Genomic DNA, 14597 nt, shown 5'->3' with positions numbered 1-14597 from the left:
TTCTTCATTCAAGGTTGAGTCCGCTTTAATGATAACAGTTCTCAACTGTTTTGTATAGAAAAAACCGCATCATGGTGGGCATGATGCGGTTACAAAGCTTATTATTTCCAACCGACTTCATTCATGATTTGAATCGCACGGTCGTTGTTCTCCCCAAGTTCATTCAGACGAATGTCTTGTTCTTTGAACTCACCCCAGCTTTGCAGAAGCTCGGAAGGCTCTACATTAGGGTTGACTGGGTATTCATAGTTTGCTTCAGCAAATTGTTTTTGTGCTTCCTCATTGGAAAGGAACTCAATGAACTTCTTCGCGTTTTCTGTGTTTTGGCTGCTCGCTGTCACACCCACACCACTGATGTTTACGTGAGTACCTGTTGTATCCTGGTTAGGGAACATAATTCCTAACTGTTCAGCAACTTTAACTTCTTCTTCATCTTCAGAATTCAACATTTTACCCATGTAGTAGGTATTCATAACGGCAACATCACCTTCACCGGCAGCTACAGCTTTTGCCTGGTCACGATCTCCGCCTTGAGGCTCACGGGCCATGTTATCCACGATACCTTGTGCCCATTCTTTCGCAGCTTCTTCACCTTCAGTAGCAATCATAGAAGCGACAAGGGACTGGTTGTAGATGTTAGAAGATGAACGAATCAAGACTTTATCCTGGAACTCATCTTTTGTAAGATCCATATAAGTCTGAATGTCTTCTTCATTTACACGTTCTTTGTGATAAGCAATGACACGAGCGCGTTTCGTTAATCCGAACCAGTTGTTGTCTTCATCACGGAATTTCTCCGGAATGTTTTCACTTAAAACATCACTTTCAATCGGCTGCAGAAGCTCTTGGGACTTCGCGCGGTGCAGACGGCCAGCATCCGCTGTAATCAGAAGGTCAGCTTCAGAAGCTTCGCCTTCACGGTCAAGACGTGCAATCAACTCATCGTCTTTTCCTTCAATAACGTTAACTTTAATGCCTGTTTCTTCCTCGAACTTGTCGTAAAGCTCTTGGTCTGTGTCATAGTGACGGCCAGTGTAAAGGTTTACTTCTCCACCTGTTTCTTCAGATGCGTTTTCTTCGCTAGTCTCTTCGTTACTTTCTTCCGTCTGTGTTGTCTCTTCTTCATTTGATTCTGTAGCTTCTTCCTGATCGTCTCCGCCGCAAGCAGCGAGTACAAACATAGAAAGGATAAGGATGAAGCTCATTAAAAACCATTTGTTTCTCATGTTCTTTCCACCTCTTATGTAAAATTTTTATCATCCATTGATAATGATTTTCATTCCAGATTCAATTCTAATAGATTTAGCAAAGAAGTCAAGTGAATATTGAGAATTTTTTTCATTTAGATGATCAGGCAGGGTTCTATAAGACTCGAAACCGATGTACAAACGAATGGGAGTATGGGTGGAATATGGGTTGTATGATATAGGAAGTAGAGGAGGGGAGATACATATGGTAAAATAGTTGAGTTCTTGTCATCGTGTGTTTGTTTGTAAGCGATTATGGGAAAAGACTTAAAATGGAAAATATTATTTAAAAGAGGTGAAGGATATGGTGGAAAATATACTTACTTTTCTGAACGATTGGATGTGGGGGACCATTCTCGTTGCCGCCTTGCTCGGCCTAGGGTTATGGTTTTCGATTAAGCTGAATTTTGCCCAGTTCACATACATACCGGAAATGTTCCGCGTTCTTTTTGATAAGCGGTCAATTTCTGCAGAGGGCAAAAAGGGAACCTCTCCCTTCCAGGCTTTTGCCATCAGTACCGCATCCCGTGTCGGTACGGGAAACTTGGCAGGGGTAGCCGCTGCGATTACGGTCGGTGGGCCTGGCGCTGTTTTCTGGATGTGGATTGTAGCTATTCTCGGCGGAGCCTCAAGCTTTATCGAAAGTACGCTTGCACAAATCTACAAAGTTCCCGAAAAGAATCAGTATCGAGGCGGCCCGGCCTATTATATTGAAAAAGGGTTGAAGAACAGAGGACTGGGAATTGTTTTTGCCATAACGATCACATTTACGTATGGGTTGGTTTTCAGCTCTGTACAGTCCAATACGATCCGTCTAGCTTTTGAAAATTCCTTTAATATGGACAAATGGTTACTTGGTGGAATTCTTACTTTTATTGTAGCTCTTATTATTTTTGGTGGGTTAAAACGAATTGCACAAGTAACTCAGTTCATCATTCCGATTATGGCTATTTTCTATATCATCCTTGCAGCCTACGTATTGGTTGTGAATATCGGACAGGTGCCAACGATGTTTGGACAAATCTTCGCTGGTGCTTTCGGTTTTCGTGAAGTTGCTGGAGGTACTTTCGGGGGGATGATTCTAATTGGAATTAAGCGTGGGTTATTCTCCAATGAAGCAGGTATGGGTAGTGCGCCAAACGCAGCCGCTACATCTGAGGTCACGCACCCGGTCAAACAAGGTTTGATTCAGACGTTGGGTGTATTTACAGATACGTTGCTCATTTGTAGTGCTACTGCCGTCATTATTCTCTTTGCTGGAGATTATGTAGGCACAGACCTTGATGGAATTCAACTGACTCAGGAAGCGTTTGAATCCCAGCTTGGCGCATGGGCGGCTATTTTTATTGCTATAGCCATCTTTCTTTTCGCATTCAGTTCGATCATCGGGAATTACTACTATGGAGAGACGAACATTGAATTCATTAAAACAAGCAAACCAGCGATCTTTATTTACCGAGTAGCTGTATTGTTTATGGTCATGTTCGGTGCGATTGCTGAATTTGGTCTTGTGTGGTCACTGGCTGACTTGACGATGGGGATCATGGCGTTGATTAACTTGTATGCAATTTTCCGTTTGTCATCTGTGGCGTATGCGGCATTGCAAGATTATCGTAAGCAGAAGAAAGCAGGAAAAGATCCGGTCTTTTATCAAGATCACCTTCCGGGTGTCGACGGGATGGAATACTGGAGAAGAGATCAATCCTCAGAGAAAGAACAAGGATAACAAACATAAACAGCCTCAGGATTTCGTTCCAGAGGCTGTTTTTATTATTGCGCGAACGGGCATCCATTTATAGGATGCCCGTTCGCGCCAAACGAGGTCCGAATCGCGCCAAACGAGAGTAGGAACGCTCCATCAGTCTTTACACTCACAGATGTGATATGATGGAAAGAGATATTCAGTAAAAGGAATGAGCGGAATGAGTTTATTATCAGTCAATCAATTGAGTAAAAGTTATGGAGATAAAGATCTATTCGACGACCTTACCTTCACGATTTCCAATCAGCAGCGAATCGGCCTAATCGGAGTGAACGGGACAGGGAAATCTACGCTTATGAAGATTCTAGCAGGCATAGAGAGTGCTGATTCAGGGGATATGGATCATGCGAAGGATTTCACTGTGGAATATCTGCCACAGGAACCTGAACTGGATGAGAGCCATACGGTTCTTGAACAGATCTATCACGGTGATGCTGAGATTATGGTCATCATGAGATCCTATGAAAAAGTGCTGTTGGAACTAGCCGCTCATCCTGAGGATCCCAAAGTCCAGGAACGTATGCTTGACCTACAGCAAAAGATGGATGAAAAAGGAGCCTGGGAAGCGAACACGGTGGCTAAAACAGTTCTATCCAAATTGGGGATCGAGTTTTTTGATAAGAAGATCAGCGAACTTTCTGGAGGACAGAAAAAAAGGGTCGCTATTGCGAAAGCTCTGATTCAGCCGGCTGACTTGCTATTGCTGGATGAGCCTACCAACCATCTTGATAATGAAACCATCGAATGGCTGGAAGAGTATCTAGCTTCCTATAGAGGATCACTCGTTGTCGTCACACACGACAGGTACTTCCTGAATCGTGTGACGAATTTGATTTATGAACTTGATAAAAGCCGCTTATATATTTATGAAGGAAACTATGAAACATTCCTTGAAAAGAAAGCGGAAAGAGAAGAGTGGGAGCGTCAGGCTGAGCAAAAACACCAAAACACGCTCAGGAAAGAGCTGGCCTGGTTGAAAGCTGGTGTGAAAGCGAGAACGACAAAACAAAAAGCTCGTAAACAACGAGTAGAAGCCATGAAGGAAGAAACCTTTGATACGAAGAAAGAAAACGTTGATATGGCGATTGGTTCTACAAGATTAGGAAATCAGGTGATTGAGCTGGAGGGAGTCTCTCACAGCTTCGGAGATCAGTCGCTGATCGATGCTCTGGACTACCTTGTGGTGCCGGGTGAAAGACTTGGAATCATCGGTCCGAATGGATCAGGAAAAACGACATTGCTGAACATCATGGCTGAACGCATTCAACCGGATACAGGGAATGTCCACATCGGTTCAACCGTGAAAATAGGCTATTATACACAGGATCATGGAGAGCTTGATGAAAGTCTGAAAGTCATTGAATATATAAAAGAAGTAGCGGAAGTCATTACGACAGCTGATGGTGATGAAATTACAGCGGAACAGATGCTTGAGCGATTTTTATTCCCTCGCCCGCAGCAGTGGACGTATATCAAACGCCTATCTGGCGGAGAGCGTCGCCGTTTGTATTTGCTTAGAGTGCTGATGAGCGAACCGAATGTCCTATTCTTAGATGAACCGACCAACGACCTCGACACAGAGACGCTCAGTGTGCTGGAAGACTACTTGGAACAGTTCCCTGGTGTCGTCATCACCGTTTCACACGACCGTTATTTCCTGGATCGTGTTGTAGATCGCCTGCTAGCTTTTGAAGGTGATGGAAAAGTCCGGAGGTTTTATGGCAATTACACGGAATACCTGGAAAAGAGGAAAGATGAAAAGCAAGAAGAGCAGGTTGACAAGAAGCCTTCCGCCCAAGAAGATACACGCCGTGCCAATCGGAAACGCAAGTTATCTTATCGTGAAAAGCAAGAATGGGAGACGATTGAAGATGATATAGCGGCTCTTGAGGAGAAGGTTGTGAGCCTCGACGAACAGCTTGCGGCAGAAGCGACAAACTATGACCGGGTCCAGGAACTATCCAAGGAAAAAGAAGAAGCCGAATCAGAACTGGAAACAAAAATGGAGCGTTGGGAAGAACTATCCTTAATTGTTGAAGGGGTAGACGAATAGTAAGGGAAAGGAGAGTGGGAAGCAATAGTTTTCCACTCTCTTTTTTCAATGAGGAACAGTGCCATTCACTTGCTTCTTTTTGTAGTTCCGTGCGTTTTATGGAATAATGAATACGGATACAAGCTAACAGGAGGAATGTGAAAATGAAAATGCCAAGCATTGAAAACTTGGAAAAATATGCGGAATTAGCTTTGCGTACAGGCGTCAATTTGCAACAGGATCAATTGCTAATGATCAATTCTACGATTGCCGGTGCGGAATTCACACGCATCGTCGCACGTAAAGCTTTCGAAATGGGAGCAAAAGATGTACATATTAACTGGGGAGACGATGAACTGACGCGCATGAAATACGAACATGCCGACCAGGAGACGTTATCTGACGTTCCAGAATGGCAGAAGCAGCAATACACGTACTTCGCAGAACAGGGAGCGGCCATTCTTTCCATTCGCTCGACAGACCCTGATCTTCTAAAAGGCATTGATGCGAGCAAAGTTGCAGCTGCAACCAAAGCGAGATCAGAAGCGATGTCCAAGTTCCGTGACTATACGATGAATGACCGCATTCAATGGTCGATCGTCAGTATCCCGATCCCTAAATGGGCACAGAAGATCTTCCCTGGACAAGATGAAGATACAGCGGTTGAAAAGCTATGGGAGCAAATCTTCAGCATTGTCCGTGTCGACAGAGAAGATCCGGTATCTGCATGGGAAGAGCATAACCAAACATTGATCAAAGCTCGTGAATACTTGAATAAAAAACAGTACCAGAAGTTGATTTACAAAGCACCAGGTACAGATCTTGAAGTAGCTCTGCCTGAAGGGCACATTTGGAAGGGCGGACCTTCGAAGACGGTGGAAGGTAACGTTCAATTCAACCCGAACATGCCGACGGAAGAAGTGTTTACAGCACCGCATAAGTATGGGGTAGATGGGGAAGTTTCCAGTACGAAACCGTTGAACTATGGTGGAAACGTCATCGACAATTTCACACTGACGTTCAAAGAGGGGAAAGTCGTGGACTTTACAGCGGAAGAAGGCGAAGAAACCCTCAAGCACCTTCTGGAAACAGATGAAGGATCACGCAGACTGGGAGAACTTGCACTTGTCCCACACGAGTCACCGATATCTCAGTCTGGTCTGATTTTCTACAACACACTTTATGATGAGAACGCTTCTTGTCACCTTGCGCTTGGAAAAGCTTATCCGAATAACATGACAGGCGGATCAGATATGAGCGCAGAAGAGCTTGATCAAAATGGTGTAAATGATAGTTTATCTCACGTTGATTTCATGATGGGATCCGGTGAGCTTGATATTGATGGCGTACGAGCAGACGGAACGACAGAACCCGTCATGCGAAAAGGAAGCTGGGCAATTTCATTTGAATAAAACTACAAAAGCCGGCAGCGTGTCAGACGCTGCCGGCTTTTTTTATGCATAAGCGAGTTGAGTTTCTTCTTCTTGAAGGTGAACCTCTCCTCCAAAATAGACATCATACCATTGAAGGAACACATAAACCGTCCAAATATAACGGTGATGATTTCCTTTTCCTTCATAATGGTCGTCCAAGTATTGGACTAATGCTTGGGTGTGGAAAAATTCCTGAGCTGTTTCAGATGTTAAGGATGTTTTCACTAAATCATAGTATTCTTTCTGTCTCAGCCAATCCCGGATAGGGACTGGAAAGCCGACTTTTTTACGGTTCGCCCATTCTTCAGGGAGCACAGCCTTAGCGGCTTCTCTGAGGGCATATTTCGTGTCCTTGCCATTTGCTCTTAAAGAAGGAGCGAGGGAGGAAGCGACTTCCATTACTTTTGCATCCAAAAAGGGAACGCGTAACTCAAGAGAGTGGGCGGAGCTCATTTTATCCGCTTTTTGAAGGATATCCCCAGGAAGCCAATGATGAAGGTCAGCGTATTGCATCTTCGTCGAATCGTTCGCTCCCGAAACTTGGGCATAGGTCTTTGATAAAAGGTCTGCTGGTTTGCGATTTTGCCGGTAAGCAGGTTTAAGGACTTTGTGAGCGTCTTCAGGGCGGAAGACTTTCGCATGGCCGATGAATTTCTCTTCAATCTTCTCTCCACCACTCGTCAAAAATGAGGTGATCCTATTTTTAGGAAGCTTAGAAGAAACACTGGCAATGGATTTACGAATCGTAAACGGCACTTTTTCATAAATCTTCTGTTCAGGACTGATCTTATACCAATCATACCCTCCGAAAAGTTCATCAGCTCCTTCTCCTGAAAGAACAACCGTCACATGTTCTTTAGCCAATTCACTTAAGAAGAAAAGAGGGACGGAGGACAAGTTCGCATGAGGTTCATCCATATGATACTGAATGGTAGGGACCGCCTGGAAAAAATCATCGGCTGATATCAACCGTTTATGGTTTTCAACTTCTATTTTTTGTGATAATTCTTCAGCAAGGGTCGTTTCATTAAACATGCCTTCATAATCTTCAAAGCCGATCGAGAACGTTTTATTCGGTTTCAATAGGCTCGTCACATAGCTAGAATCAATGCCACCTGAAAGGAAGGAACCTACTTCAACATCACTGATTTTGTGATGCCGGATGGAATCATCCATCGCTTCCTGGATATTCTTAATGGCTTCGTTTAAATTTGTTGTTTCCTCAGAATAAGAGGGCTCCCAGTATGGCCGTATTTCATAATTACCACCATCATGAATCATGTAGTGCCCGGGAGGAAGTTTGTAAACTCCTTCAAAAAATGTTTCCTCCATAGCTGAATATTGAAAGGTGAGATAAGGTTGCAAGGCTTCATCATTAAAGGACTTCCGAAATTGAGGGTGAGCAAGAAACGATTTAATTTCAGACCCAAATAAGAAGGAGCCGTCTGTCGTTTCCTGTGTATAATAAAGCGGTTTAATTCCAAACATGTCTCTGGCAATAAAAAGTTGTTTTTCAACTTTGTCCCATATGGAAAAAGCGAACATCCCCCGTAACTTCTGCAAGATATCAGGACCGTATTGCTCAAAGCCGTGAAGGACAACTTCACTATCCGCCTGACTATGAAACGTGTGCCCTTTTAGTAGTAAATCCTCTCTCAAATTCTGAAAATTATAGATTTCCCCATTAAAAACCATCACATACCGTTCATTTTCACTAAACATTGGCTGGTTACCATTTTCAGAAACATCGATGATCGTCAGTCTCTGAAATCCTAAGCTGATTTCTCTGTTTGTATATGAACCTTGATTGTCTGGTCCGCGGTGATGAATTTTTTCCATCATGTCCTGGATAAGCGTGTGGTTTTCCACTCCTTTTTTATTGAATATTCCAACGATTCCACACATGGAAATACCTCCTTTAAAAATCCTATTCCTATTATAAGTAGGGGAGGGGATTGAAGTTCGCCTCCGGTTGGAAGCGGATCCCCATACCCTTTTCTGTTTTTCTGTTCTTACCACCGAACATCCATACCTTCAAATTGTAATTCTTCGTAATTAGGAACAACGGCCGGATCGACCCTGACGATATTCAAAGATTTCAGTTCAAGAATGTCTTCAGCGGTTCCTCTAAAGGAAGAATTAATCAAATTCAAATACGTAATGGTTTGTAGGCCTTCTTTAACACGACTCAAATCGTCGACGGTAGGACCGATGAAAGTCGCCTGATCCAAGTAAGGAACTTCTTTTAATAACTCGCCAGGAATAATGGCTTGATTAAGCTTCAGAACGAAAAGCGACTGCATTGCTTTGAAATATTCAATATCTTCATCCACTTCATAGATGCCACTTAAATGGGAGGCGTTAATCGTCAATTCTTCTAAATATAATAGATCGCGCTTGGTGATGGCATCCGGCTCTTTATCTACGGATCTTGCGATGGAGCGAAGGATTAAGTCATCCATGACAACGAGGTCATCGGGATTTTTAACCTTGATGAAGTTTCGATTGCGCTCGTGTACTTTGTAGTTTTCTTCAATTAGATCTCCTTCTTCTGATAGGTAAAGGATTGTCGCTTCATTTAATAAAACACGCTCTCCCCCCTCTACCCAGTTAAGCTTCATAGATATTTCTATCTCGCCATTTTCAAAGGCCTCTTTTGGGGGAGGTGAAGGGCCTTCATAAGCAGACTGGTTTCCTGATTCGTTCGTGCTGGCGAATGCATAATAACTCTCAAACAATTTATACTCGTTTCCATTTGCATTCTCTGTATCTGCTAGTTTGGATTCAACTTCGGTTCCTGAAAATTGATCAATGACGACTTTCATCTTACTTTTGCTCGGCATAGATGTAATAACTTCCTTGAGCTTTTCAACCTTTACAAGAGTAGGTTCTTCTGGATCCGGACTAGGAGGAGGTGGCGTTTCTTCCATTGGTTCTGACTCCTCTTCTGTAGGTGAAGAAGATTGCTCAAACCAGTCCGTCTTCAGAAAGGTATAATAGGATCCGCTCAAAACAATGAAAGCAAGGAGGACCGTAACCAGTTTCGGAACAGCAGGGAAACGTAACCGCCGATTGGGCTTCTTTTTATAAAAGCGCTGCTTGTCTTTATCTGTGAATAAAGGATCCTCGCCAATTTGACGATTGATTGCTTCTTTTATTCGTTGATGATCCACGGGTCTATCCCTCCTTCATCTGCCTTTTCTCTAAGCAGTTGACGTGCACGCTGCATCCTTGTTTTGATCGTGCTTAAAGGCGTTCCGGTCGCTTCAGCAATCTGTTTCTGCGTCATATCTTGTTGGAAAGTGAGAATCATGACTTCCCGATATTTGATTGGGAGGTGAAGGATGGCTTCCGCTATTTCATCCCACTGTTCTTTTTGCACGACTCTTTGCTCCGTGTAGTTCGGGGCTTTTTGTTCCCGCCATTTATCTGTAGCGATTTTGATGCGGTGAATAGGGGATCGTAAATAATCTTTGCATCGGTTGATGGCGATTCTCATCGCCCAAGTTTTCAATTGGGAATCTCCGTTGAACCTATCCCACTTGCGATAAATCTGTAACAAAACATCCTGAAAGATATCGTCTGTGGTATGGTGATTCTTCACATATGTAAAAATGGTTCTTTTCAACGTTTCTCCGTATTGGTCCATTATGTACTCAACCGCTTGCTCGCGTGTGTAATGAGTTTGTGTATGTCCGGACACCAGGCGTTCCTCTCCTTTCCTCTTCATTAGACGAGAGTCTCATCCAAAAGGTCTGCAAAAATACAAATTTCTTCTAAAATCCATTAATCTTCTCCACTAAAGCTCCAGCCCCATGGAAAGCGAACTGTTTCCTGGAGCTCCTAAATGCACACAACCATATCGAAATCAACTCTTACACAATACTTCCAAATTATACAAGAACATTCGTTACGCCTAAAAAGGGGATGATGGGGGAAAAGAAGAGGAGGGAGGTGAGCGGATGATTTATGATGTTGGAGTTGTAGGTGCAGGCTTCGGTGGGCTGGCAGCTGCCGCTTCACTCGCCAAAAAAGGAATGAAAGTGGCCGTTTTTGAAGCCTCGAATGAACTTGGGGGTAGTGCAGGAAAATTCGAACGCAACGGCTACCGGTTTCAGTCAGGGGCCACCCTTGGTATGGGATTTGAAGAAGGAGGGGTTCTCCGTCGACTCTTTGATCAGTTAAACATCGATCCTCCTGCCATGACGTTATTGGATACGATCATGGATATCCACATGCCGGATCGCACCATTCATTATTTTCGTGAGCGAAGCCGCTGGTACGAAGAGATTCAACGAGTCTTTCCAACACAGTCTTCTGCTATACAAGCGTTCTATGATGAAGTGTACAGGGTGGGGGCAGTGGTCGATCAATTAACGGAAGACCTTCCTGTGTTTCCTCCACGAACCTTCAAAGATTTCATGCATTTCGTACCTTTAGTAAAAAAAGAAGCATTGAAACTGCTCCCATTTATGAACCAGACGGTAGAAGAGCGGCTGAAAAAGTATGACCTTCATAACCATCGTCTCTTCCGCGTGTTTTTGAATGGTGAATTAATGGATAGTGTACAAACAAGCGTTGAATACTGCCCTGCGTTTCTCGGGTATGCCGCGTTACAAACATTCCATAAAGGCGCTTACGCTGTGCATGGGGGTCTTGCAGCGGTTGCCGAACGTTTGGCATCTTTCATTAAGGATTCAGGGAGCGACCTTTATATGCGGCATCCTATTCATAAAGTAGAGAAAAACGGCGGGCACTTTGAGTTTCATACGAAACGGGATCGAGTCTTTCGGGCGCAAAAGGTGCTATTGAACAATTCTGTTCACAATTTCCATGATACGGTATCAAAGGATATGGGTAAACAATCCTATATTAAAGCGTTAAAAGAAGAAAAAAGGGATTCATGGGGAGCGTTTATCATACATGGAGGCGTGGACGGGGAAGTTTTTGAGGGAGAAGACGCCGTGTACCATCAGTTTATTGACCCGCAAAAACCGGACGACCTCCATGATGGGGGGCAGTTTTTAATGTCATTATCTGACCCTCAGGATTCGATGATGGCCCCTCCTGGAAAGCGCTCGTTAACGATTTCTACTCACACATCCATTTCACCCTGGTGGAATTCAGAACAATACGAAGCAGATAAGGAACATATGAAGAACCGACTCCTGGAGACGGTGGATTTTTACTTTCCGAGCTTTAAAGAAAAGTTAGACATCGTTCTGCCGGGAACTCCGATCACTTTTCAAAAGTGGTTGAGAAGAAAATATGGAAAAGTGGGCGGCTACACCCCAACAGGAAAATATAGCTGGCTCAACAGCTATTCCATTCGCACCGGAATTCCGGACGTTTATCAGTGTGGGGATACGGTTTTTCCTGGCGCAGGCACACTTGGGGTGACACTGTCAGGCATGACCGCAGCAAAGGAAATGATGAGATGATTAATGAAAAGCGAATAGGGAATAAGAAAAGAAAAGGTGAAAGAGAAAGGAGATAAACTTGTATGTATAACGATGGAAGTAATGAAATGCCGGGATTCCAAACAAATCCTAATAACTATGATGAATGTCAAAGGTGTGGCAAACCGCTTCAGATTAAAGAAGAAAGAGAGATCAACCTTTGTAAGGAATGTCAGAATAGGCAGGAAGATCATAAGGTGGAGTCAAGAGAAGATTAAAGAGAAGCGATCTCTTGTAAGGGGTCGCCTTTTTCATGCCTTTTTTTCTAAAAATCATTCCCGTAAAGGATAAAGGAAATATCTTTACACCATAATAAAAATAGTGATAGAGTTGTACATTGTGCATTCAAACACATTATGAATTAAAGGAGATAATTATGGATAATAAAAACTCAGGCCGTATTGACTGGCCGGTATTTGTCATAAGTGGAGGATTATTAGTCCTTTTCGTTATTCTTGCACTCATTGATATTGATCTAATCGAAATGATCGTTAGTGATAGCTTTGCATGGTCAGCCAAGTACTTCGGTGCTTTTTGGCAAGTGCTCATGCTTGCTACATTCTTTGTTGGTTTATATTTAGCCTTTTCCCGTTATGGAAAAATCAGAATGGGGGATATGGAGAAACCTGAAATAGGATTGTATAAATGGCTGTCGATCATTATGGCAACCCTATTGGCAGGCGGAGGTGTTTTCTGGGCAGCCGCTGAACCGATGTGGCACTTTTTGACTGTGCCTCCATCTCAGTCAGGAATTGAAGCCGGAACAGAAGCGGCAATCAACCCGGCCCTGGCGCAAAGCTTTATGCACTGGGGATTCCTGGCATGGGCTATTCTAGGTACGATTAGTGCTGTTGTTATGATGTATGGTCACTATCATAAAGGAATGCCGATGAAGCCTAGAACGTTACTCTATCCGATTTTCGGTGAAAAATTACGCCACAGCTGGATCGGGACGGTCATTGATGCCTTCTCCGTGATCGCTGTAGCAGCAGGAACGATTGGTCCAATCGGTTTCCTAGGTTTGCAAGCGAGTTACGGTCTTCAGGAAATTTTTGGAATTCCTAATCAGTTCAGCACGCAATTTTCCATTATTTTTGCCGTTGTGATTATCTCGACGATTTCAGCTGTCACTGGTTTATATAAAGGGATACAAATTCTAAGTAGCTTTAACGTACGCATGGCGATTGGACTAATGGCGTTTATTGTCATCTTTGGACCAGGTGGTTTTATTATTGACCACTTCCTGGCAGGATTCGGGTATTACGTGGATCAATTCATTCCGATGAGTACGTATCGAGGAGATGAAGGTTGGCTATCTCTATGGACAGTCTTCTTCTGGGGATGGTTCATTGGGTATGGACCGATGATGGCCATCCTTGTGAGCCGTATTTCAAGAGGCCGGACAATTAGGGAGATCATCATAGCCGTATCTGTCTTTGCTCCTGTTATTTCTACGTTCTGGTTTACAGTGCTTGGCGGATCAGGGATTTTCTTTGAATTAAACAATCCTGGATCTGTATCCAACGCACTGAATGAAGCAGGGAACCCGGCAGCAATGTTCGCCATTACTGAACAGTTCCCATTAGCGACCGTTATTTCTCCGTTATTCCTGATTTTAACGATTCTGTTCGTTGTAACGACGAGTGACTCCATGTCCTACACGATTGCCATGGCCGTCACAGGAGAAGGAAACCCGCAAAGCTGGCTTCGAGTGTTCTGGGCCGTTTTGATGGGCGCGATCGCTGTCATTTTGTTAATCACAGGAGACAGTGGGATTACTCAGCTCCAAAACTTCATTGTGGTAACAGCTGTTCCAGTATCCATTCTTCTACTGCCAATGATTTGGCTCGCCCCTAAAGTAGCGAAGAAGATGGCCATCGACCAGCGAATTACGAAGAAATAATATAGGATGCAAAAAATGCCCAGGATAACCTCCTGGGCATTTTTTATACAATCATTTCACTTTCCTGAAAACCACGTCATCATAGTAGTTTCACCCATACATTAGGGAACAGATTTGGGTGAGGCTGACTAGGATGCGTCGGTGCTGCGTAAAACGGCACGGACGGGGCTGCCGTCGGCTTGTTCCATTTTTAGTGGGAATGCAAAGAGCTCATAAATTCCTTCCGGTACTTTAGAAAGATCAATTCCTTCAAGGATCAAGATGTCATTCTGATACAAGGTGTGGTGTCCTTTTAACTCTTTACTCGTTTCTGGATCAACAGAAGGGGTATCAATGCCGATGAGGTCGATGCCCTGCTGTTTTAAAAATGGACCTACATCATCCCCAATGACCGTGTACTGATCAGGGAAGCGGGTGCGGTCTTTCCAGCTGCCTGTATGGAACAAAACTTTACTTACCTTGCTGAAGTCTACGTCTTCCAACAACTTTCCAGTAACGACCGGTTCATCTTGTATACACACGACTAGAGCCTGACCGGAAAAACGGTCGACGGGAAGGTCTGCGATTTTTAAGCCATTTGAATCATAGTGGTAGGGGGCATCCACATGTGTGCCAATGTGGTTGCTTCCTTTAAATTGGCCGACATTAACTGATCCTGTATCTTCCATGGACCATGTCAGCTTGTATTCAAATGGCTCGTCTCCCGGCCAGGGAGGCGTATTATTGTTCAGTTTCATCGTAATATCAATGAATTTCATCAT

11 protein-coding genes are annotated in these 14597 nt (G+C 43.7%); 6 read left to right on the top strand and 5 right to left on the bottom strand.

The window, feature by feature from the left end:
* Positions 1-101: 101 nt before the first annotated feature.
* Positions 102-1226, bottom strand: a complete 1125-nt coding sequence (locus K2225_RS09790; protein ID WP_220584560.1) for a Fe(3+) ABC transporter substrate-binding protein — start codon at positions 1224-1226, stop codon at positions 102-104.
* Positions 1227-1551: 325 nt separating this feature from the next.
* Between K2225_RS09790 and K2225_RS09785 the strand changes: the two genes are divergently transcribed.
* From K2225_RS09785 to K2225_RS09775, 3 genes are all read left to right on the top strand, one after another.
* The gene (locus tag K2225_RS09785; RefSeq protein ID WP_220584559.1) at positions 1552-2973 is read left to right on the top strand and encodes an alanine/glycine:cation symporter family protein; all 1422 of its coding nucleotides are present in this window, start codon (positions 1552-1554) and stop codon (positions 2971-2973) included.
* A gap of 196 nt (positions 2974-3169) precedes the next feature.
* Positions 3170-5062, top strand: coding sequence for an ABC-F family ATP-binding cassette domain-containing protein (locus tag K2225_RS09780; RefSeq protein WP_220584558.1), 1893 nt, complete (start codon positions 3170-3172; stop codon positions 5060-5062).
* Between the two features lie 143 nt (positions 5063-5205).
* Positions 5206-6453 carry an aminopeptidase gene (locus K2225_RS09775; protein WP_220584557.1) on the top strand — a complete coding sequence of 416 codons (1248 nt, stop codon included), beginning with the start codon at positions 5206-5208 and terminating at the stop codon, positions 6451-6453.
* A 42-nt stretch (positions 6454-6495) separates the two neighbouring features.
* On the opposite strand, the gene asnB is transcribed toward K2225_RS09775, so the two are convergent.
* From asnB to K2225_RS09760, 3 genes are all read right to left on the bottom strand, one after another.
* Positions 6496-8379, bottom strand: coding sequence for an asparagine synthase (glutamine-hydrolyzing) (gene asnB / locus K2225_RS09770; RefSeq protein ID WP_220584556.1), 1884 nt, complete (start codon positions 8377-8379; stop codon positions 6496-6498).
* A gap of 107 nt (positions 8380-8486) precedes the next feature.
* Positions 8487-9647: a hypothetical protein gene (locus K2225_RS09765; RefSeq protein WP_220584555.1), complete on the bottom strand. Its 1161-nt coding sequence runs from the start codon at positions 9645-9647 to the stop codon at positions 8487-8489.
* Entirely contained in the window at positions 9629-10177 is a 549-nt protein-coding gene (locus tag K2225_RS09760) for a sigma-70 family RNA polymerase sigma factor (protein WP_370632733.1), read from the bottom strand. The genes K2225_RS09765 and K2225_RS09760 overlap by 19 nt, the downstream gene beginning before the upstream one ends.
* Positions 10178-10436: 259 nt before the next feature.
* On the opposite strand from K2225_RS09760, the gene K2225_RS09755 reads away from it, so the two are divergent.
* From K2225_RS09755 to K2225_RS09745, 3 genes are all read left to right on the top strand, one after another.
* Positions 10437-11915, top strand: a complete 1479-nt coding sequence (locus K2225_RS09755; protein ID WP_220584553.1) for a phytoene desaturase family protein — start codon at positions 10437-10439, stop codon at positions 11913-11915.
* A gap of 62 nt (positions 11916-11977) precedes the next feature.
* On the top strand, positions 11978-12151 hold the full coding sequence (locus K2225_RS09750; RefSeq protein WP_220584552.1) for a hypothetical protein: 174 nt from the start codon (positions 11978-11980) through the stop codon (positions 12149-12151).
* A 158-nt stretch (positions 12152-12309) separates the two neighbouring features.
* Positions 12310-13836 (top strand): BCCT family transporter, encoded by a 1527-nt coding sequence (locus K2225_RS09745; RefSeq protein ID WP_220584551.1) that lies wholly within the window; start codon positions 12310-12312, stop codon positions 13834-13836.
* A gap of 128 nt (positions 13837-13964) precedes the next feature.
* Here the strand turns inward: K2225_RS09745 and kynB are convergent, their stop codons facing one another.
* Positions 13965-14597, bottom strand: a complete 633-nt coding sequence (gene kynB / locus K2225_RS09740) for an arylformamidase (protein WP_255574371.1) — start codon at positions 14595-14597, stop codon at positions 13965-13967.

Origin of the sequence: Halobacillus sp. Nhm2S1 (assembly GCF_019599545.1) — a bacterium.
Lineage (GTDB): Bacteria > Bacillota > Bacilli > Bacillales > Halobacillaceae > Halobacillus.
The sequence above is the reverse complement of the archived record's forward strand: the minus strand, read 5'-3'. Positions and strand labels throughout refer to the sequence as shown.

Excerpts from the sequence above, each read along its gene's own strand:
- K2225_RS09750 (WP_220584552.1), top strand. The coding sequence starts at position 11,978 with ATGTATAACGATGGAAGTAATGAAATGCCGGGATTCCAAACAAATCCT.
- K2225_RS09745 (WP_220584551.1), top strand. The coding sequence starts at position 12,310 with ATGGATAATAAAAACTCAGGCCGTATTGACTGGCCGGTATTTGTCATA.
- K2225_RS09785 (WP_220584559.1), top strand. The coding sequence starts at position 1,552 with ATGGTGGAAAATATACTTACTTTTCTGAACGATTGGATGTGGGGGACC.
- asnB (WP_220584556.1), bottom strand. The coding sequence starts at position 8,379 with ATGTGTGGAATCGTTGGAATATTCAATAAAAAAGGAGTGGAAAACCAC.
- K2225_RS09775 (WP_220584557.1), top strand. The coding sequence starts at position 5,206 with ATGAAAATGCCAAGCATTGAAAACTTGGAAAAATATGCGGAATTAGCT.
- K2225_RS09780 (WP_220584558.1), top strand. The coding sequence starts at position 3,170 with ATGAGTTTATTATCAGTCAATCAATTGAGTAAAAGTTATGGAGATAAA.
- kynB (WP_255574371.1), bottom strand. The coding sequence starts at position 14,597 with ATGATGAAATTCATTGATATTACGATGAAACTGAACAATAATACGCCT.
- K2225_RS09755 (WP_220584553.1), top strand. The coding sequence starts at position 10,437 with ATGATTTATGATGTTGGAGTTGTAGGTGCAGGCTTCGGTGGGCTGGCA.
- K2225_RS09790 (WP_220584560.1), bottom strand. The coding sequence starts at position 1,226 with ATGAGAAACAAATGGTTTTTAATGAGCTTCATCCTTATCCTTTCTATG.